Below are 19,447 nucleotides of genomic sequence, written 5' to 3'. Positions count from 1 at the left end.
CTACCGTGCGCCGCTACCGTGCACCCGTGTTCACCCGGTCGCCACGCCCGCCCCCGACGACGGTGCGCAGGATCAGCTCCAGATCGCCGAGGAAGCTGCGCTCGCGCGCATAGTCGGCGTCGAGCCGGGCGAGGCGCTGTGGCTCCGACATGTCGACGCCCATCACCTGCGCCTTGCCCGTGATTCCCGGGCGGATGTCGAAGACGCCCAGCGCGCGGCGGGCCTCCACGAGTTCGGTCTGCATCGGCAGGCAGGGGCGTGGGCCGACGAAGCTCATCTCGCCCTTCAGCACGTTCCAGAGCTGCGGCAGTTCGTCGAGCTTCAGGCGGCGAAGCCATCGACCGAGCGTCGTGACGGCGGCAACGGAGGTGTGGTGCGAGGCGGCGGCACGCGTCTCGCGATACATGGTCCGCAGCTTGTAGCAGGTGAAGACGCGCCCGTGCCGCCCGACACGCGCCTGCGCGAAGATGCCGGGGCCGGGCGAGCCCAGCCGAACGGCGAGCGCGAGGATCAGGATCAGCCAGCCGAGCGCGACGAGCCCGAGGGCCGCGAAGACGATGTCGAAAATGCGCTTTGCCATGTTCGCTCGATCCGGTTCGCGCGAACGGACATGATGGGCCGGCTCGCCGGACCTCGCCTACATCAGGCGCGATCGGAACGGAACATGCGGCCGGTCCGGCGTCAGCCCTTCGCGGCCTGCAGGATGTCGTCCGGGATCGTCAGCCCGTCGCGCATGGCCTTCGCGCGCGCCTCCCATCGGCGCGCACCGGGCAGGCGAGCGCCCTCCTGTGCCGTGATCGCCTGCGCCAGAACCGCGAACCGCTCCGGCGAGACTCCGAAGGCCGCCGGATCGAGGGCGAGGAGCAGCTGACCGGTGCCGGGCGGGTCGCCTTCGGGATCGAGGAAGGACGAGGCCTCGCCGGCATAGTTCGCGCCGGTAAGACCGCCGGCCAGCAGCTCCACCATCAGAGCCAGCGCGACACCCTTCGCGCCGCCGAGCGGGGCCATCGTGCCCTTCAGCGCGGCCTTGGCATCCGTCGTCGCGCGACCGTCCGCATCGAAGGCCCAGTCGTCCGGGATCGCCTCCCCGCTTTTGGCGGCCGCGACGATGTTGCCGCGCGCGACCCTGGAGAGCGCCATGTCGACGACCACGGGCTCGCCGCCCTCGACCGGACAGGCGAAGGCGATGGGGTTGGTGCCCAACACCGCCTTGGCCCCGCCCCAGGGCGCCATGGCCGCGGGCGTGTTGGCAAAGAGCAGCGCGACGAGCCCTTCGCGCGCCAATGCCTCGCAGAAGAGCCCGGCCGAGCCGCAATGATGCGAACGGCGCACGGCGGCGCAGGCGATTCCTTGCGCGCGCGCCATCTCGGGCAGGCGCTCCACCGCCAGATCGAGCGCGGGATAGGCGAAGCCGAAGGCGGCATCGATCAGGAGGAGCCCCGGTCGGGCCAAGCTGGCGCTCGGGATCGCCTCGCCCTTGACCTTGCCCGCGCGGACCTGCGCCGCGTAGCTGGAGAAGCGCGACAGGCCGTGGCCCTTGAAGCCGTCCGCCTCGGCCAGCACCAGCGCCTTCGCCACGCTGCGCGCCGCCGCCTCGCCCGTTCCGGCATTCCGGAGAGCCGCGGCCAGCGTTGCGATGGCCTCTTCGATCGTCGCCATGGTCACTCTCCCGTCAGATGCCGGCGCACCGAATCGACGGTGACCTGCGAGACGCGGACATTGGCTTCGGCGCTGAGGCCCGCGATATGCGGCGTCAGGATCAGGTTCGGAGCGCCTGCGAAGCGCGAGGCCTCCTCCGCCTTCAGTGGCTCGGTCTCGAAGACGTCGAGCGCGGCGCCGCCGATGCGTCCGGCCTTCAAGGCCTCGGCGAGCGCGGCCTCGTCCACGACGCCGCCGCGCGCCGCGTTGATCAGGATCGCGTGCGGCTGCATCGAGCCGAGCGCGGACGCATCGATCATGCGGCGCGTGTCGGCCGTCAGCGGAACGTGCAGGGACACGACGTCGCTCGTTCGAAGAAGCGTCTCCAGCGGCACCTTCGCCACGCGGCCGAAGGGCTGGTCCCAGGCAGGAGAACCCTCGTCGAGCATCGGATCGAAGGCCTGGATCGTCATGCCCATGGCGCTCGCCCGCCGGGCCGTCTCCCGCGCGATGGAGCCGAAGCCGACGAGGCCGAGCGTCGCGCCCATCATCTCGCGACCGTTCGACAGCGCGTTGCGCGGCCACTCCCCCGCCGCCATCCGCGCCGTCGCGCCATAGGCGCCGCGCAGGAGCAACATGGCGGTCGCGATCACATATTCGGCGACCGAGACGTCGTTGGCGCCGCTCGCGGGGAACACCGCGACGCCGCGCGCCTTGCAGGCCTCCATGTCGATGTTGTCGAGGCCGACGCCGAGCCGGCCGACGGCCTTGAGGTTCGGCGCGGCATCGAGAAGCGCGGCCGTCACCCTCGTGCGGTTGCGCACGATGATGCCTCGAGCGTCGGCCGCTTCGCGGGCCAGCCGGTCCGGATCGTCCACCAGCGCCGGATCGTAGAGGATGTCGAAGCCGGCGAGGCCGGCGCGGAGGATGTCCTCCTCCATGAACTCCGAGACGACGACCTTGCGCATGGGTTCTTCCTCCCCGGCCCTTCCGGCATGTGTCGGTCCGGTGGCCGCCGTCGAGGGGCGGCCACCGGATGCGCGGATCAGGCGCTGCGGTAGAGCTTGGTCAGCACGAACTCGCGATGGCCGAGGGATTCGGCCGCCGTCAGACGCCCGTTGGCCGTGCGCACCACCATGTCGATGAGCGCGTCGCCGGCGTCGGAGATCGTCATGTCGCGGCGAAGGACGCCCGACACGTCGACGTCGATATGCTCGCCCATCGTGCGGACCGTGCGCGGATTGCCGGTGATCTTGATGACCGGCACGATCGGGTTGCCGATGACGTTGCCCTGCCCCGTCGGGAAGGTGTGGACGACGTAGCCGGCCGCCGCCATCAGCGTCACGCATTCGGCCGCGGCCGAGGACGTGTCCATGAAGTAGAGGCCGGGTCCCTTGGCCGGCGCCTCGGCCGGTTCCAGCGCGTCGATATAGCGGCAGTCGTGGCCGATCTTCTCCAGATTGCCGAGAGCCTTCTCCTCGATCGTCGTCAGACCGCCGGCGATGTTGCCCTTGGTCGGCTGGGAATCGGACAGGTCGTCGGTCTTGTGCGCCTCGATCACGTCGTCCTGGTAGGCCTTCCACATGGCGTACCACTTCTCCGCGATCTCGGGAGACGCCGCGCGCTCCTTGCACAGATGCTCGGCCCCGGTAATCTCGGACGTCTCGCCGAAGACGCCGTAGATGCCGTGCGGGATCAGCTTGTCGTACATGTTGCCGACGGTCGGGCAGGAGGAGAGCCCGGTCGTCGTGTCGGACTCGCCGCATTTGGTCGAGACCCAGAGATCGGAGATCGGGCACTCCTCGCGGGAGAGCTCGCTCGCCCACTGCATGAAGCGCTTGGCCGCGTAGGACGCCTTGGCGACGGTGGCGATGTCGCCATGCCCCTCGATGCCGAAGCCCACGACCGGCTTGCCGGTCCTGGCGATGCCCTCGACGACGCGGTTGGTCCACTGGTCCTCGATGCCGATGACGACGACGGCCGCGACGTTGGGGTTCGAGCCGATTCCGATGAGGGTGCGGAAGAAGAGCTCCAGATCCTCGCCGAACTGCAGCCGGCCATAGGCGTGCGGCAGGGCCATCGTGCCCTTCACCTGATGCGCGACGGTCTCGCAGGCCGAGTTCGACAGATCGTCGAGCGGCAGGATGACGACGTGGTTGCGCACGCCGACCCGGCCGTTCTCGCGGCGCCAGCCCATGAAGGTGGCGTTGGCGGCGTCCGCCGAGGCGCGCGCGGTGGAAAGCGCGGCGGTCGAGAACTGGTCGGGCGCGCCGCCCGGAAAGCCGTCGGCGTTTGCGGAAGTCGAATTGGAAAGATGGGACATGACGGGCCTACCAGCGCTTGGTCTTGGCGTTGTGGACGTGGACGTGTTCGCCCTTGGCGACGTCCTGGACGATCTTTCCGATGTCCTGCCCGTATTTGATCGCCGTATCGCCGGCCTTCAGGTCGGTCAGCGCCACTTTGTGGCCGATCGGAATGTCGTGCTTCACATCGACCTCGAAGGTCGTGTCGTTCTCGGTCACGACCCCGAAGGCCTTCGTGCCGGCCGAAAGCCCCTCGATCACCGCGACGGCGACGTTGTCCTTCGGACTGTGGGCGAGGACGTGCGGGTTCCGTCCGCCCGCCCCGTACTGCACCGATCCACCTGCGCTCATGGCGAAGCTCCTCCCAGCATTCGTGATGGTCTTATATAAGACACCTCACTTTGGAAGCGTCAAGGCGCGGTCCCGACAGGCGTCATCGCAGCTCGGACCGATAGTGGACGTGCTCGGTCGAGCAGACGCTGCGGCGCCATTCCACCGGCGTCCGGTCGAGCGAGAAGGCCACGCGCGCGATCTGAAGCGCCGGCGCACCGGGGCGAAGCCCCAGCAGTTCGGCATCCTCGGGCGAGGCCGCGACCGCCTTCAGCCGCTCCTGCGAATGGGAGATCGTGATGCCGAAATGCAGCGTGTAGAGGCCGTAGAGATTGTTCGGTAGCTCCATCAGCTCGATCTCGGGAAACAGACGGGCGGGCACCGCGATCGTCTCGACGATCGCCGGGTGGCCCGCGACCGAACGCGAGCGACGCATGCGCACCACCTCGTCCGCAGGTTCCAGGCTCAGCCCCTCTCGCTCCTCGTCGCTCGGATCGGCGCGGGCGACGGACAGGATGCGGCTCAGCGGGAACGCGCGATCGCCCTCGTCCGGGACAAGCTTGAAGAACTGGAACATGATGCGTTCGTCGTCGTGGCGGGAGACGAACGTGCCCCGCCCCTGCTGGCGGACGACGAGGTTCTCCGCCGCCATGGCGTCCAGCGCCTTGCGCACCGTTCCCTGACTGACGCGGAGTTCGGCGGCGAGTTGCATCTCGCTGGGCAACGGATCGCCGGGCGCCCAGACCCCGTCCACGAGCCGGCGGATCAGCATGTCGCGAACCTGTCGGTAGAGAGGGCGGAAACCGAACCCGCCCTCCCCGTCCGACGCCTCCGGCCGACGATCGTCCATTCCCGCCTCCCGCGCTGCAACGCGTGTCACCCGTCGTCGAACAGGCACGGGGCACCGGCCGACCAGGTCTTATATCTTATAGCACCCTCTCGACAGCGCGACGAGGCTGTGCGTAGCTAAGGCTCCCGAACGACCGCCCGGCGCCGGACAGACCAAATTCGATGCCAGAACAGCCCGTCCCTCCAACAGCCACGGGGCTTCGCGCCCGGATCGAAGGCGCGCGGCAATTGCTGCCCGGTGTCCTTCTCGCGGTCGTGATCGGCCTTGCCGCGACGTTTCTCTCGGATCATTACGGCGGGCCGGTGATCCTGTTCGCGCTGCTTCTCGGCATCGCCTTCAACTTCATGTCGGCCGAGGGGCCCGCCAAGCCGGGCATCGAGTTCACCGCACGCTCCGTCCTGCGGCTCGGGGTCGCGCTGCTGGGCGTGCGCATCACGGTCGGCGACGCGATGGAGCTCGGTCCCTCGCCGATCCTTCTCGCCATCCTCGGCGTCGCGACGACGATCGGGATCGGCATCCTTCTGGCGCGCCTTCTCGGCTTCGACCGCAATTTCGGCCTCCTGACCGGCGGAGCGGTCGGGATCTGCGGCGCCTCCGCCGCGCTCGCCATCGCCTCGGTGCTGCCCAAGCGCGAGGGCAGCGAAGGGGAGACCGACACGATCTTCACCGTCGTGGCGGTGACCACGCTCTCCACGGTCGCGATGGTCGTCTATCCGGTCCTGCTTCAGCAGAGCGCCTTCGGCGACGTCCAGTCCGGCATCTTCCTCGGCGCGACCATCCACGACGTGGCTCAGGTCGTCGGCGCCGGCTACAGCATCTCGACGCAGTCCGGCGACGCGGCGACGCTGACCAAGCTCTTGCGCGTCGCCATGCTGGTGCCCGTCGTGCTGTCCATCTCCTTCGTGCTGGCGCGGGGCAGCGGCAAGGGCCGGATCGGCCTGCCGCCCTTCCTCATCGCCTTCGTCCTCCTCGTCGTCGTCAACAGCGCCGGGTTGGTGCCTCCCACGCTCGCCCTCTTCCTGACCGATCTCTCCCGCTGGGCTCTGGTCTCGGCCATCGCCGCTCTGGGCATGAAGACCATGCTCGGCCAGGTCCTGACGATCGGCCCCAAGGCTCTCTTCCTCGTCGTCGCGGAGACGGCGTGGATCGCTTTTCTAGCGATCGTCGTCCTGACGATCGTCTGATTGCTGCCATCGGGGCAGCATCCCCCGGTAAGCTTGCCGTCAGTCGCGGGCACGGGCTCCATGGGAGGAAAAGCATGCATCGGAGAAGCACGTCCGGAATCTGGGCCTGTACGGCGGCCCTGCTTGCCCTGTCGGGCGGAGCGAAGGCGCAGGAAGCCTATCCCACCCAGCCGATCGTCCTGATCGTTCCCTTCTCGGCCGGCGGTCCTTCGGACACGGTCGCCCGCGTCATCGCGCAGTCCATGAGCGGCGAACTCGGCCAGCAGGTGCTGGTGGAGAATGTCGGCGGTGCGGGCGGCACGGTGGGCGCGGGGCGCGTGGCGGCGGCCGAGCCCGACGGCTACACCCTGCTCCTCGGCCACATCGCGCAGGCGATCGGCCCGGCGATTTACGCCAATCTGCCTTTCGACCCCGTCGAGGATTTCGCGCCGATCGGCCTCGCGACCGACGCCGCCATGACGATCATCGCCCGGCGCGACTTCCCGGCCGACGACGTGCCATCGCTCCTGCAGGAGATCCGCACGCAGGGAGAGAACCTGACCTACGCCCATGGCGGCATCGGCGGGGCGTCGCATCTGTGCGGGATCATCTTCCAGGAGGCGACGGGCGCGGCGATGACGACGGTGCCCTATCAGGGGACGGGTCCGGCCATGACGGACCTTCTCGGCGGACAGGTCGATCTCATGTGCGACCAGACCACCAACACGGTCCCGCAGATCCTGTCGGGCGACGTGAAGGGCTACGCTGTCACCTCGAGGGAGCGGGTCGCCAACCTCCCCGATCTTCCGACCACGGCCGAAAGCGGGCTGGAGGGTGTGGAGATCAGCGTCTGGCACGGGCTCTTCGGACCGGCCGGGATGGACCCCGTTGTGGTCGAGCGGCTGCAGGCGGCCCTGGTTTCGGCGCTCGGCGACGAAGCGGTGCTGCAGCGGCTCGCCGCGATCAGCACGACTGCGGTGACGCCCGAAGAGGCGACCCCGGAGGCCCTGGCCGAACGGCTCTCCTCCCAGATCGACTTCTGGGGCCCGGTCATCCAGCGCGCGGGCGTCTACGCGAACTGACGGTGCGAGGGCTCGGGACGGGCGGCGATGCTCCCCGCCCCGGGCGCTCCGTTCAATGGGCCGGGGCCGCGACCTTCTCGCGGTCCTCGCCCGCGATCTCGTCGAGGATCGGGCAGTCCGGCCCGTCCCCGCCCGCGCAGCGCTCAACGAGGACCGCGAGCGCGCGGCGCAGAGAGTGCAGTTCCTCGACCTTGCGGTCGATCTCGGCGATCCGGCGCTTGGCCATGCGCCGCACGTCCTCGGAGTGGCGCAGGTCGTCGCTGTAGAGCGACAGGAGCTTGCGCGCCTCCTCGATGGAGAAGCCCAGCGAACGCGAGCGCTGCAGGAAGCGGAGAAGGTGAACGTCGCGCTCGGCATAGTCGCGATATCCGTTCGACGCACGGGCCGGGCGGACCAGCCCGACCTCCTCGTAGTAACGGATGGTCTTGGCCGGCAGGCCCGAACGCCTCGATGCTTCACCGATGTTCATCGAAAGACCCCGATCGCCGAAATGTCGCGTCCCGGCAACGAGATGTCGCGCATGGCACGGACGTCAACTGTGCTCCTGCCGACACAAGCTTCCCTCAACCCTCATGTCGTATACGCTCTATCGTTGCGCCCGGGACGACCGCGGACATAGACAGGGCACAGCGAGGCCGACGCTGCCGGCCGGCGCTTTCGTCAGCAGCTTGCCGGACCGATCCATGAGCGTTTCCTCGCCTTCCCTGATCTTCGCCCTTCTGGCCTCCGTCGCCCTTGCCGGATGCACCGCGCAGACCCGCGAGCAGGCCAATCTGACCAGCGTTCCCGGGGTCACGAGCTTTGCGGCCGACCCGGTGAACACGCTCGGCGGCGGCCCGCTCGGCGCGGTCCAGCCTTCGGCCTACGCCGCCGTGACGGACGCGTCCTTCCAGCTTCCGGCGATCCCGACGGAGCGAATCGACCCGCGCTTCCTGCGCCAGCGCGTCGCCTACAACGGCCAGGGCTTTCCGGCCGGCACCGTCGTCGTGGATACGGGCAACCACTTCCTCTACGTGATCGAAGCCAACGGCACGGCGATGCGCTACGGCATCGGCATCGGCAAGGCCGGCTTCGAATGGTCGGGCGAGGCCTATGTGCGCGACAAGCAGCACTGGCCGCGCTGGTTCCCGCCGGCCGAGATGATCCAGCGCCGCCCCGAACTCGCGCCCTACGGCAACGAGGTCGGCATGGACGCCGGACTGATGAACCCGCTCGGCAGCCGCGCGCTCTATCTGTGGCAGGGCAACAAGGACACGCTGTACCGCCTTCACGGCACCCCGGAATGGTGGTCGATCGGCAAGTCGGTCTCGTCCGGCTGCATCCGCCTGATCAATCAGGACGTGATCGACCTCTACGAGCGCGTTCCGCTGAACGCCCGCGTCGTCGTTCTCAACCCCGGCGAGACGCTGGCGTCCAAGCGCGTCGCCTAAGACATTCGAACACGAAGGCGGGGGACCCGCCGGGCGGGACGCTTCGGGGGAAGCGTCCCGCCCTTTCGTTTGAGGCCTCCGGCATCGAGATCACGGATTTGTTGGTCGCTTACAGCGTCGGCCCGAAGATCGGATTCGATTTTCGGAAAGCCTGAAGCGTAGATTCGATGAGATAGAGCGACCTTCGTGCGTCCGAAAAGACGCACGGCGCTCTCACGTGTCTGGCGCGGGCAAATTCGCCCCCTGGTGTCTGGACGTGTCGCAAAAAGCAGCCGACCAGCGGGCGACACGCCGCAGGCGAATGGAGGACAGGACAGATGAGCGAGAAGACCTCGGACCGCGATCGTTTCCCGTTCAAGCCGATCCCGATCCTGATCGGCGCGGCGATCTTCCTCGTCCTCTCCCTTCTTCCCGCGCCCGAAGGGCTGGAGCCGCAGGCCTGGACCGTGGTGGCCGTCGCGGCGCTGATGATCTCATGGTGGATCACCGAAGCGATCCCGGTGCCCGCCACGGCGCTGATCCCGATCGCCCTCTTTCCGGCGCTCGGCGCCACATCGGCCGGTCAGGCGACCTCGCCCTACGGCGACCCGATCATCTTCCTGTTCCTCGGCGGCTTCGTCCTCGCGCTCGCCATGGAGCGCTGGAGCCTGCATCGGCGCGTCGCCCTCAACATCGTCTCGCGCACGGGATCGCAGCAGCACCGGATCGTCGGCGGCTTCATGCTCGCGACGGCCTTCGTCTCCATGTGGGTCTCGAACACCGCGACGGCGGTGATGATGCTGCCGGTCGCCGTCTCGGTCGCCGGGCTGATGACCCATCAGGAGGGCTCGGCGAAGTTCTCGCTCTCGCTCATGCTGGGCATCGCCTACGGCGCCTCCATCGGCGGCGTCGCCACCTTGATCGGCACTCCGCCGAACGCGCTTCTGGCCGGCGCGCTGAACCAGACCTATGGCTACGATCTCGGCTTCGGCCGCTGGATGATCGTCGGCGTTCCCATCGCGCTCGTCATGCTGGTCGGGGCATGGCTGCTCCTGACGCGGGTCACCATCCGGCTCGACCGTGGCGAGATCGCCAACGCCTCGGACCTGTTCGCCCGCGAGCTGACCGCGCTCGGCTCCTGGTCGCCGGCCGAGATCCGGGTCGGCATCGTGTTCGTCGTCACCGCGCTCGCCTGGACCTTCCGCACGGTTCTCGACGATTTCATTCCGGGCTTGAACGACACCTCCATCGCGATCCTCGCGGCGCTCGCCCTCTTCGTGATCCCGTCCGGCGACCGGGACGGCGGCGCGCTGATCGACTGGGAGACGGCCAAGCGCCTGCCCTGGGGCGTTCTCATCCTCTTCGGGGGCGGCCTCAGCCTCGCCTCCGCCGTCACCCAGACCGGTCTCGACGTGTGGATCGGCGCGCAGCTCGGCTCCGTGGCGACGGGCCTCCCGCTGATCGGGATCGTCATCCTCGTGGCCGCCGTCGTCTTGATCCTGACGGAGTTCACGTCCAACACCGCGACGGCCGCGGCCTTCATCCCGCTTCTGGCCGCGCTCGCGGTGAATCTCGGCGAGAATCCGCTGCTCCTGACGGTTCCGGCGGCGCTCGCGGCTTCCATGGCCTTCATGCTGCCCGTCGCGACGCCGCCCAACGCGCTGGTGTTCGGCTCGGGCTTCGTGACGATCCCGCAGATGGCGCGTCAGGGTCTCGGCCTGAACCTTCTCAGCGTGGTCGTGATCTCCTCGCTCGGCTACTGGCTGATGATCACCTTCTTCGGCGTCACGATCGGCCAGCTGCCGACCTGGGCGACCGGGGCCAACTGACGAACGGCTTGAGCCGGCGCGAGTCCCTCCCGCGCCGGTTCAAGGTGCGTCACCGCTCCCACCGACTTCCCGCCCTCAGGCGGGGGCGGAAATCTTCTGGATCGACTCGAATCCCTCGAACTGCGGCCCGCCGAGATAGAGCGACTTGGACGGCCGCGCATTGGCATGGGCCGCGCGGAACGAGTCCGACCGCGTCCAGGCCTCGAAATCCTCCTTCGAGCGCCAGACCGTGTGCGAGGCGTAGAGGCGGTGGTCCTCGTTCTCCGGGCCCTTGAGCATGTGGAACTCCACGAAGCCGGGTAGCTTGTGCAGATGCGATTCGCGCTTCAGCCACATCTCCTCGAACTCGGCCTCCGCACCCTTGATGACCCGGAAGCGGTTCATGGCGATAAACATGAATTGAATACTCCTCTTTGATACGGCTTCGCTTCTGTCATAGATCGCGGCCCGCGACACCTGCCGCAAGCGGGAAACGCCTGAGATTCTTCGGCGCGCCCCGCGCCTCTGCCACGGCGCTTTCGCAAAAGAGTGATCGTTCGCCCGCCATATCATTTGCGGCCTGTCGCCTTGCGGCACTACGAAAACCTTTTGGTGTCGATTATCGACGATAGTCGCCGCAACTGAAGACGCATCCGTCGCGAGGCGCTGTTCGCGCGCGCCCTCGACCCGCTTTCAAGGAGCGAACCCCGTGAAGCCGAAACTTGCCGCCTCCGTCCGCCGCGCCCTCTTCGCCGCCGGCGCGCTGATGCTCTCCGCCGCCCCTGCCCTCGCCCAGAGCTGCGGCGACACGGGCGCCGGTTTCGACCGCTGGCTGCAGAGCTTCCGCCAGACCGCCGCCCAGGCCGGCATCTCGCAGGGCACCCTCCAGAGCGCGCTGAACGTGACCTACAACCCGGAGGTCATCCGGCTCGACCGCAACCAGCGCTCCTTCCGCCTGTCGCTGGACGAGTTCATGCAGCGCCGCGCGCCGGCCTCCTTCGTGCAGCGCGGCAAACGCATCATGGCGGAGAACGCGCAGCTGCTCGACCGCGTCGAGCGCCAGTACGGCGTGCCGCGCGAGATTCTCGTCGCGATCTGGGGCATGGAGACCGGCTTCGGCGCCAACTCCGGCAACATGAACATCTTCCGTTCGCTCGCCACCCTCGCCTACGACTGCCGCCGCTCGGACTTCTTCACCAACGAGCTCTTCGCCGCGCTGCAGATCGTCGATCGCGGCGACAAGCGCGCGCAGGACATGGTGGGCGCCTGGGCCGGCGAGATCGGCCAGACGCAGTTCCTCGCCTCCAACTATCTGCGCTACGCGGTGGACGGCGACGGCGACGGCCGCCGCGACCTCATCCGCTCGCGCGCCGACGTTCTGGCCTCCACCGCCAACTTCCTGCGCCAGCACGGCTGGCAGCCGGGCGCCGGCTACATGGAAGGCCAGCCGAACTTCGCGCGCCTGCGCGACTGGAACCGCGCGGGCGTGTACCAGCAGGCCCTCGCCCTTTTCGCCTCGCGGCTGGCGCAGTAGCCATCGGGCGCGGCGGAATGTGACCGCCGCACAACACTCCAACCCTTTGAAATCGCGAAGGCCGGGGTTCATCTTGCATTAACCCCGGCATCCGCATCATCCTTCATGCCGGTCCGATGATCGGATCGGCTTTGGGAGGAGCCTCGCTATGATTCCGTCCTACTATCTCGTCCACAATCCCGACGGTTCGACCACGCTGTTCTACGGCGCGGCACCGGCGACGCGTCGCTAAACTTCGACTCGGCATCCCGGAGCCGCGTCATCGAACGGTGCGGGCGGCGCTCTCATTTGCCGCGTCCGTCCGCACAGCGTTCACCAGAACGGGTCGGGCGCGCCGTTCGTCGCCAGCTCGTCGAGCCGTTGCCGCGTCGCATCCGTGACGCCCTCCGGCAGCGCATCGAGCGCGAAGAAGCCGCATTCGGCAATCTCGCGGTCGGGCTTGCGCTCGCGGGTCTGACGCACGCCGTCGATGCGGTAGAAGAGGACGTGGTCGCGCCGCGAGGCCGACCGGTTGAGGTGCACCGATCGAAGCGCGGGTGCTCCGTCGAAGGTCAGGTGCCCCTCCTCGGCCAGCTCGCGCGCGAGCGCGGTCTCGGCCGTCTCACCCGGCGAGACGCCGCCGCCGGGCAGATACCAGCCGCGCACATAGGTGTGGCGGACGAGGAAGACGCGCCCCTGCGCGTCGAAGGCCGCGCCGCGAACGCCCAGCGTCAGCGGCCGGCTCGCCAGATGGGCCAGATGCAGCCCGCGAAGATAAAGCCTGCCGATCATCGCTTTGCGCCGCTCCCGCCCTTCCCTCGCGCGCCCCGGCGCTTAGAATGGACCCAATGTTCCGGCTCGCGCATCTTTCCGACATCCATCTCGGCCCCCTTCCGGAACTGTCGCTCCGCGAACTCGCGACCAAGCGCATCACCGGCTACATCAACTGGCAGCGCAACCGGAAGAAGGCGATGTTCGGCGACACGCTGATCCGCCTCGTCGACGACATGAAGAGCCAGAGCCCCGACCATGTCGCGGTGACGGGCGATCTCGTCAACCTCGCGACCAAGAAGGAGGTCGAGGGCGCCAAGGAGTGGCTCGCCGATCTCGGAACGCCCGACTGGGTGTCGGTCGTTCCCGGCAATCACGACGCCTACGTTCCCGGCGCGCTGAACCGGGCCTATCGCGAGTGGCACCCCTATCTGATCGGCGACCGCTACCGCCGGGGGATGCGCAAGTTCCCCTATCTGCGGGTGCGCGGCAACGTCGCCATCGTCGGCGTCTCCAGCGCCGAGGCCACCGCGCCCTTCTTCGCCACCGGCTCCTTCAAGCGCAGCCAGGCGCTGGCCACCGCCCGGCTCCTGCGGCAGGCGCGCGAGAAGGGCCTGTTCCGCATCGTCCTCATCCATCATCCGCCGATCTCGGGCGCGGCGGCGTGGTCCAAGCGCCTCGTCGGCAAGCAGCTCTTCTCGAAGGTGATCCGCGACCTCGGCGCCGAGCTCGTCCTGCACGGCCACACCCATCTCGACACGCTCTACTGGCTCACCGGCCCGCTCGGCGAGAAGGTGCCGGTCGTCGGCGTGCCGAGCGCCAGCCAGTCGCATGGCGGCGAGAAGCCGGCCTCGCGCTACAATCTCTTCGAGATCGACGGCGAGCCGGGGCACTGGACGCTGACGCAGCGCGAGCGCGGCCATCGCGCCGACGGCGCGGGGATCGACTGGATCCGCGAGCGCGAGCTCTTGTCGGACGGCCGCGCGGTCGACGCCCGGCCGCGCGAGGACCTTCCCATGGCCGGGACGGGCTGAGGCCGGGGCCGCTCCCGTTCGCCGAGAAGGTTTATCCGGCGATGCGATCCGAAGTCCGCCACCCCTCGCCTTCCGGCCCGATCCCGTCTTGAACGCGCGCTCCCTCCTGGCTCCCGCGACCGCCGGCTTCCTGGCCGCCTTCGTCGCCTATTCCTCCACCTTCTCCGTCATCCTGCAGGGGCTGGTCGCGGTCGGCGCGAGCCCCGAGCAGGCGGCGTCGGGCCTGCTCGTCATCTCGCTGGTCATGGGTTTGGGCGGCATCGTCTACAGCCTCGTCTCGCGCATTCCGATGAACATCGCCTGGTCCTCGCCGGGTGCCGCCTTCCTCGCGGCGGCAGGCGTCCCCGAGGGCGGTTTCGCCGGGGCCGTCGGCGCCTTCATCGTGGCGGGCGCGCTGACCCTGATCGCCGGGCTCGTCAGTCCGCTGGCGCGCGCCATCGCCAGCATTCCCACCACGCTGACGAACGGGGTGCTCGCGGGCATCCTCCTGCCGCTCTGCCTCATGCCCGTTCGCGCGCTCGCCGAGATGCCGGTCGAGGCCGGCGTCATCATCGCAACGTTCCTGGTCGTCTCGGCCCTCGCGCCCTTCTTCGCGATTCCCGTTGCGGCGGCCGTCACCGCTTTCTTCATGGTCGCGAACGTGCCGGAGGGTTTCGCGATCCCCGCGTCGCTCGTGGCCGCGCCGGTCTTCGTCATGCCGGAGTTCCATCTTTCGGCGATGGTCGGCCTTGGCGTCCCGCTCTTCCTCATCTCCATGGCCTCGCAGAACGTGCCGGGGCTGACGATCCTGAAGGCGAACGGCTTCGACGCCGCGCCGCGCCCTCTCTTCGCGACGCTCGGCGGGCTGGGCATCCTGTCAGCGCCCTTCGGCGCGCATTCGGTGATCCTGGCGGCCATGACGGCGGCCCTGTGCGCGGGCGACATCGCGGGGCCGGACCGGCGCCTGCGCTGGGTCTCCGGCGTGTCCTGCGGCCTGTTCTACGTTCTCTTCGGCTTCTCGGCGACGCTCATCGTCGCCTTCGCGGCGGGCTCTCCGCTCCTCGTCGGCACGATCGCGGGGCTGGCGCTTCTGGGCGTCTTCTCGTCCTGCGTGAAGGTCGCGATGGAGCGAGAGGCCGAGCGCGAGGCGGCGGCGGTCGCCTTCGTCGTCACGGCGTCGGGCGTCGCCTTCTTCGGGGTCAGCGCGGCGGTCTGGGGCCTGATCGCGGGCGGCGGCGTGTTCCTGCTGCGCGCGGGCATTGCCCTTCGGTCCTGAACGGAGCCTCAGATCAGGGGAACGCCGCGCAGGGCGGCCAGCCCGATCAGGGCCAGAACGCCGATCAGAACGCCGATCATCAGCCAGAGCACCGCGAAGGGCGCCAGCGAAGGCCGCCGAGCGGGCGACGCGGCCAGCGGCGCGGTCTCCTCACCACTGCGGGCTCCCGCGCGGGCGGACAGGCGCCCGCCCATGTCGTCCATCATCGCATAGGCACGGTCGCGTTCGACGATCCGCTCGGCGACGTAGTCGGTCACGCGATCGACGATCTCGCCGACCTCGGCCGACTCCGCCAGGGTGACCCGTCCCAGCCGGGTCTCGCGCAACAGGCGGTAGGTGCGCCGGTCGCGCGCCATCATCACATGGGCGGTGCCGTCCACCCAGTAGCGCGGCTGCGAGCCGGTCGCCAAGGTGAAGTCGAAGAGGTCGTCCTCGGCCGGAACGGCGTCGGCGATGGGCTGGAGCTGTTCGGCGAAGATTTCGAGGCGCGCGCGATCGGCCTCGCGGATATCGACCACGACGTCGCTGCGACGGGCGGCCGCGAACTTCGCGGCGCGCACGGCTTCCGCGAGCCGCCTCGTGCCGTTCGCCGCCATCTTCTGCCCGCTCGCCTCGCCCATCGCGCTCTCGTCTCAGAACCTTCGCCCGGAAAGAGGGTTAACACGCCGGGCGGGCCGTTCACCATCTAACGCGCAAGGCTGGTGCCGGGCCGAACAGATCGGCCCGGCGGAGCGCGGCGGCAAGCCGCCCGAGCGATCCGTCAGCGAAGGATGCGGTTCGCGGCCGAGACGATGGCCCGCAGCGACGAGGCCACCGCGTTCTGGTCGATCCCCGCGCCGAAGACGCGCCCGCCCGAATGCTCGATCTCCATATAGGTGATCGCCGTCGCGTCCGAGCCCTTGCCGAGCGAGTGCTCCGAATAGTCGACGACGCTCATGTCGAGGCCGAGATGCCGGTTGAGCGCGTCGACGAAGCCCTCGATCGCGCCCGAGCCGCGCCCTTCGATCGTCACCTCGCGCCCGCCGTCGCGGATCGTCGCCTCCAGGACGCGACCCTTCCCGCCGTCGCCGAGACGCGTCATGTGCTCCCCGTAGTCCAGCCGCGCGCCTGGCTGCTCGACATAGGCCTCCAGGAACCGCTCGTGTATGCGCTTGGAGGACAGCTCCTTGCCTTCCTCGTCGGTGATGCGCTGGATGTCCTCGCGGAACTCGATCTGCAGCCCGCGCGGCAGGTTCAGCCCGTAATCGGCCTGCAGGATGTAGGCGATGCCGCCCTTGCCAGACTGCGAGTTGATGCGGATGATCGCCTCGTAGGACCGTCCGACATCCTTCGGGTCGATCGGCAGATAGGGCACCTCCCAGAGCGGCTTGTTGGCCGTCTCCTTGGCCTTCAGACCCTTGTTGATCGCATCCTGATGCGAGCCGGAGAAGGCCGTGTAGACGAGCTCGCCCACATAGGGATGCCGCTCGGGGATCGAGAGCTGGTTGCAGTGCTCGTAGACGTCCTTCATCCGGTTGACGTCGAAGACGTCGAGCTCCGGGTCGACGCCCTGCGTGAACATGTTCAGCGCCAGGGTCACGATATCGACGTTGCCGGTGCGCTCGCCATTGCCGAAGAGCGTGCCCTCCACCCGGTCGGCGCCGGCCAGCAGGCCCAGCTCGGTCGCCGCGACAGCAGTGCCCCTGTCGTTGTGCGGATGCAGCGAGAGCAGCACGCAGTCACGGTTGTCGATGTTGCGGCTCATCCACTCGAACTGGTCGGCGTGGACGTTCGGCGTCGACATCTCGACCGTCGCGGGCAGGTTCAGGATCAGCCTGTTCTGCGGCGTCGGCTTCACCACCTCGGCGACGGCGTTGCAGATCTCGAGCGCGAAATCCATCTCGGTGCCGGTGAAGCTTTCCGGCGAATATTCGAAGCGGAAGTCGCCGCCGGCCTTGGCCGCCTCCTCCATGATCATCTTCGCCGCGTCCACCGCGATCTGGCGGATGCCGGCGCGGTCCTTCTGGAAGACGACGCGGCGCTGCAGCTCGGAGGTCGAGTTGTAGAAGTGGATGATCGGATGCTTGGCGCCCTCGACGCTCTCGAAGGTGCGGCTGATCAGCTCCGGCCGGCACTGGACCAGCACCTGCAGCGACACGTCGTCCGGCACGTTGCCGTGCTCGATCGCCCAGCGGGTGAAGTCGAAATCGGTCTGCGAGGCGGAGGGGAAACCGATCTCGATCTCCTTGAAGCGCATGTCGAGGAGCAGCGCCAGCATGCGCGACTTCTTCTCGTGGCCCATCGGATCGACCAGCGCCTGATTGCCGTCGCGCAGATCGACCGAGCACCAGATAGGCGCCTTCTCGATGCGCTTGGAGGGCCACTGGCGATCCGGCAGGTCCACCGTCTGGTAGGGCTGGTACTTGCCGCTCGGCCGCTGGGATACGGGCGTGGTGCTCATCTGAGTTCTCGTCCTTGTCGGCGATGACGACGTGCCGCTCTCGGCGTTGCCGCGTCATCCTTCATTTCGGTCTGGAAGTGAAGCCGAAGGGACTTGGACGTCTTCTCTGGAGAAGCGCCGGCTCGACCGCCGGACGCCCCTTCTAACGGGCCCGGCGGTCGCCGCTAAGGAGAAGAAGGCCGAGCGCAAGCCGCACCGCGTGAAAAGCGGGGCTGTGGACCGAAAAGGAGGTCGCGGCGGCGTTCATGGCGCGAACATGCCGCGACCGGGGACGAAAGGCAACAGGCGATGGCATCGACCCGACCATCGGGATCGGTTCCGGGAGAGCCGGATGCGTGGATTCGAGAAGGCGGAGCGACCGTGGTGCGTGCGATGGGCCGGATGGCGCAGCAGACGGGCGCGCCGTCCGGCCCCGCCGGAGCGTCAGAGCGCGATCTCGCCCTCGTCCGTGCCGTCCCAATAGTGGATCCGGTCGGCATGGACCTTGATGAGGACGAGGTTCGGGGTGTCGATCCCGTCCTTGAACCAGTATTCGAGCTCGGAGACCCAGTGCTTCTCGAACTCGGCCCTGTCGCGGATCAGCTCGGCCTTGCCCTCGACCGCGAGGAAGAGCGGTGGCTTGCCGAGAAGGCCCTTCTTGCCCTGGAAGGACAGGCCGACATTGGCGTCGCGCTCAATGTCTGAGATCGACCGCGCCTCCTCGTAGGAGAAGAAGTAGCTGTCGCCCTCGTACTCCACCTGCCCGTTGTTGCTCATCGGGCGGGCGGCGATCTGTCCGCCCTCGGTGCGCGTGGACAGCATGCAGAAATCGATATCGGCCATCGCCTTGGCGATGTCCTTCAAGGTCATGTCGCTCATGAGAGAACTCCCGTTTCAGCGGGGGAACGCGCGATGGGCGACGACGCTCCATGCGAGCGGCCGACTTTCGGCCCTCAGAGGACCGGCACCCCGACCTGCTTGGCCTCGTCGTCCGGCTCGACGTGGATGATGACCTGCGCGCCCTCGAACTCGGCCTCGAGCGCGGCCTCGATGCGGTCGCAGATGGCGTGGGAGGCGCCGACGGTCATCTCGCCGGGCACGACCAGATGGAACTCGATGAAGACGGCGCTCGCCGCGCAGCGCGTCTTGAGGTCGTGGACCTCGATGGCGCCGTCCGCCTGGGCCGAGACGATGGCGCGCACGCGCGCCTCGTCCGCCGGGTCGAGCGCCTGATCGAGGAGCCCGGACAGCGACTTCGTCACCACCTTGAAGCCTTCGCGCAGGATGTTGACGGCGACGAGCGCGGCGAGCGCCGGATCGAGGATCGTCCAGCCGGTCGCGACGGCGAGGAGAAGGCCGACGAGGACGCCGCCCGAGGTGACGACATCCGTCATGATGTGGCGGCCGTCGGCGTCGAGCGCGGGTGAGCGCAGCTCTCGTCCCTTGCGGATCAGGAACGTCGCCCAGAACAGATTGATGGCCGTCGCCCCGGCGTTGATCGCCATGCCGAGAAAGGGCGTCTCCAGCGGCCGGGGGTCGCGATAGGCGCCCCAGGCCTCGTTCAGGATGAGAAGCGCGGCGAGGACGATGAGGACGCCCTCGACCACGGCGGAGAAATACTCCGCCTTGTGGTGGCCGAAGGGATGGTCCGTGTCCGCCGGCCGGTTGGCGACCGACACGGCCCAGAGCGCGACGAGGCCCGCGACCACGTTGACGATCGATTCCAGCGCGTCGGAGAACAGCGCTACCGAGCCGGTGACGGCATAGGCGGCGTATTTCAGGCCGAGGACGACGAGCGCCACGAGGACGCTCGCCGCCGCCAGCCGCAATGCCGCCTGCTGGCGCGCGGTCGCGGACGTCTCGGTCACCGGA

The 19,447-nt window shown here is 68.5% G+C and carries 20 protein-coding genes; 7 read left to right on the top strand and 13 right to left on the bottom strand.

Annotated elements, in window-relative coordinates; all coding sequences use genetic code 11:
- Nucleotides 1–13: 13 nt before the first annotated feature.
- The 6 genes from AC6R2M_RS04200 to AC6R2M_RS04175 all read right to left on the bottom strand — a co-directional run bounded on the left by AC6R2M_RS04200 (nucleotide 14) and on the right by AC6R2M_RS04175 (nucleotide 5,121).
- Nucleotides 14–580 (bottom strand): sugar transferase, encoded by a 567-nt coding sequence (locus tag AC6R2M_RS04200; RefSeq protein ID WP_500485787.1) that lies wholly within the window; start codon nucleotides 578–580, stop codon nucleotides 14–16.
- A gap of 101 nt (nucleotides 581–681) precedes the next feature.
- The gene (locus AC6R2M_RS04195; protein ID WP_500485785.1) at nucleotides 682–1,665 is read right to left on the bottom strand and encodes an Ldh family oxidoreductase; all 984 of its coding nucleotides are present in this window, start codon (nucleotides 1,663–1,665) and stop codon (nucleotides 682–684) included.
- Nucleotides 1,662–2,606: a hydroxyacid dehydrogenase gene (locus AC6R2M_RS04190; protein ID WP_500485783.1), complete on the bottom strand. Its 945-nt coding sequence runs from the start codon at nucleotides 2,604–2,606 to the stop codon at nucleotides 1,662–1,664. Before AC6R2M_RS04190 ends, AC6R2M_RS04195 begins: the two co-directional genes overlap by 4 nt.
- A 77-nt stretch (nucleotides 2,607–2,683) precedes the next feature.
- Complete coding sequence (locus AC6R2M_RS04185; RefSeq protein WP_500485781.1) at nucleotides 2,684–3,961, bottom strand: UxaA family hydrolase; 1,278 nt, start codon at nucleotides 3,959–3,961, stop codon at nucleotides 2,684–2,686.
- A gap of 7 nt (nucleotides 3,962–3,968) precedes the next feature.
- On the bottom strand, nucleotides 3,969–4,292 hold the full coding sequence (locus AC6R2M_RS04180) for a UxaA family hydrolase (protein WP_500485779.1): 324 nt from the start codon (nucleotides 4,290–4,292) through the stop codon (nucleotides 3,969–3,971).
- Nucleotides 4,293–4,374: 82 nt separating this feature from the next.
- Nucleotides 4,375–5,121 (bottom strand): GntR family transcriptional regulator, encoded by a 747-nt coding sequence (locus AC6R2M_RS04175; protein ID WP_500485777.1) that lies wholly within the window; start codon nucleotides 5,119–5,121, stop codon nucleotides 4,375–4,377.
- A gap of 227 nt (nucleotides 5,122–5,348) precedes the next feature.
- Between AC6R2M_RS04175 and AC6R2M_RS04170 the strand changes: the two genes are divergently transcribed.
- Complete coding sequence (locus AC6R2M_RS04170; RefSeq protein WP_500485775.1) at nucleotides 5,349–6,305, top strand: YeiH family protein; 957 nt, start codon at nucleotides 5,349–5,351, stop codon at nucleotides 6,303–6,305.
- 74 nt (nucleotides 6,306–6,379) lie between these two features.
- Nucleotides 6,380–7,366 carry a tripartite tricarboxylate transporter substrate-binding protein gene (locus tag AC6R2M_RS04165; RefSeq protein ID WP_500485773.1) on the top strand — a complete coding sequence of 329 codons (987 nt, stop codon included), beginning with the start codon at nucleotides 6,380–6,382 and terminating at the stop codon, nucleotides 7,364–7,366.
- A 52-nt stretch (nucleotides 7,367–7,418) separates the two neighbouring features.
- Here AC6R2M_RS04165 and cueR read toward each other — a convergent pair whose 3' ends face one another.
- Entirely contained in the window at nucleotides 7,419–7,835 is a 417-nt protein-coding gene (gene cueR / locus AC6R2M_RS04160) for a Cu(I)-responsive transcriptional regulator (protein WP_500485771.1), read from the bottom strand.
- A 214-nt stretch (nucleotides 7,836–8,049) separates the two neighbouring features.
- On the opposite strand from cueR, the gene AC6R2M_RS04155 reads away from it, so the two are divergent.
- Both AC6R2M_RS04155 and AC6R2M_RS04150 read left to right on the top strand, forming a co-directional pair.
- On the top strand, nucleotides 8,050–8,796 hold the full coding sequence (locus AC6R2M_RS04155; protein ID WP_500485769.1) for a L,D-transpeptidase: 747 nt from the start codon (nucleotides 8,050–8,052) through the stop codon (nucleotides 8,794–8,796).
- A 317-nt stretch (nucleotides 8,797–9,113) separates the two neighbouring features.
- Entirely contained in the window at nucleotides 9,114–10,604 is a 1,491-nt protein-coding gene (locus AC6R2M_RS04150; protein ID WP_500485767.1) for an SLC13 family permease, read from the top strand.
- 75 nt (nucleotides 10,605–10,679) lie between these two features.
- Here AC6R2M_RS04150 and hmuQ read toward each other — a convergent pair whose 3' ends face one another.
- Nucleotides 10,680–11,000 carry a heme-degrading protein HmuQ gene (gene hmuQ, locus AC6R2M_RS04145; RefSeq protein WP_500485765.1) on the bottom strand — a complete coding sequence of 107 codons (321 nt, stop codon included), beginning with the start codon at nucleotides 10,998–11,000 and terminating at the stop codon, nucleotides 10,680–10,682.
- A 349-nt stretch (nucleotides 11,001–11,349) separates the two neighbouring features.
- Here hmuQ and AC6R2M_RS04140 point away from each other — a divergent pair, with 349 nt between their 5' ends.
- Nucleotides 11,350–12,117: a lytic murein transglycosylase gene (locus AC6R2M_RS04140; protein ID WP_500487484.1), complete on the top strand. Its 768-nt coding sequence runs from the start codon at nucleotides 11,350–11,352 to the stop codon at nucleotides 12,115–12,117.
- Nucleotides 12,118–12,429: 312 nt separating this feature from the next.
- On the opposite strand, the gene AC6R2M_RS04135 is transcribed toward AC6R2M_RS04140, so the two are convergent.
- Nucleotides 12,430–12,888 (bottom strand): NUDIX domain-containing protein, encoded by a 459-nt coding sequence (locus AC6R2M_RS04135; RefSeq protein ID WP_500485763.1) that lies wholly within the window; start codon nucleotides 12,886–12,888, stop codon nucleotides 12,430–12,432.
- Between the two features lie 56 nt (nucleotides 12,889–12,944).
- Here AC6R2M_RS04135 and AC6R2M_RS04130 point away from each other — a divergent pair, with 56 nt between their 5' ends.
- Nucleotides 12,945–13,901, top strand: a complete 957-nt coding sequence (locus tag AC6R2M_RS04130) for a metallophosphoesterase family protein (RefSeq protein ID WP_500485761.1) — start codon at nucleotides 12,945–12,947, stop codon at nucleotides 13,899–13,901.
- Nucleotides 13,902–13,989: 88 nt separating this feature from the next.
- Nucleotides 13,990–15,156 (top strand): benzoate/H(+) symporter BenE family transporter, encoded by a 1,167-nt coding sequence (locus AC6R2M_RS04125; RefSeq protein WP_500485759.1) that lies wholly within the window; start codon nucleotides 13,990–13,992, stop codon nucleotides 15,154–15,156.
- An 8-nt stretch (nucleotides 15,157–15,164) separates the two neighbouring features.
- Here AC6R2M_RS04125 and AC6R2M_RS04120 read toward each other — a convergent pair whose 3' ends face one another.
- The 4 genes from AC6R2M_RS04120 to AC6R2M_RS04105 form a co-directional block, all read right to left on the bottom strand.
- On the bottom strand, nucleotides 15,165–15,776 hold the full coding sequence (locus tag AC6R2M_RS04120; protein WP_500485757.1) for a hypothetical protein: 612 nt from the start codon (nucleotides 15,774–15,776) through the stop codon (nucleotides 15,165–15,167).
- Between the two features lie 140 nt (nucleotides 15,777–15,916).
- Complete coding sequence (gene leuA, locus AC6R2M_RS04115; protein ID WP_500485755.1) at nucleotides 15,917–17,596, bottom strand: 2-isopropylmalate synthase; 1,680 nt, start codon at nucleotides 17,594–17,596, stop codon at nucleotides 15,917–15,919.
- A gap of 423 nt (nucleotides 17,597–18,019) precedes the next feature.
- Nucleotides 18,020–18,454 carry a pyridoxamine 5'-phosphate oxidase family protein gene (locus tag AC6R2M_RS04110; protein ID WP_500485753.1) on the bottom strand — a complete coding sequence of 145 codons (435 nt, stop codon included), beginning with the start codon at nucleotides 18,452–18,454 and terminating at the stop codon, nucleotides 18,020–18,022.
- Between the two features lie 74 nt (nucleotides 18,455–18,528).
- Nucleotides 18,529–19,443, bottom strand: a complete 915-nt coding sequence (locus AC6R2M_RS04105; RefSeq protein ID WP_500485751.1) for a cation diffusion facilitator family transporter — start codon at nucleotides 19,441–19,443, stop codon at nucleotides 18,529–18,531.
- Nucleotides 19,444–19,447: the final 4 nt, after the last annotated feature.

This window comes from Aureimonas sp. CAS, assembly GCF_059838215.1.
The sequence above is the reverse complement of the archived record's forward strand: the minus strand, read 5'-3'. Positions and strand labels throughout refer to the sequence as shown.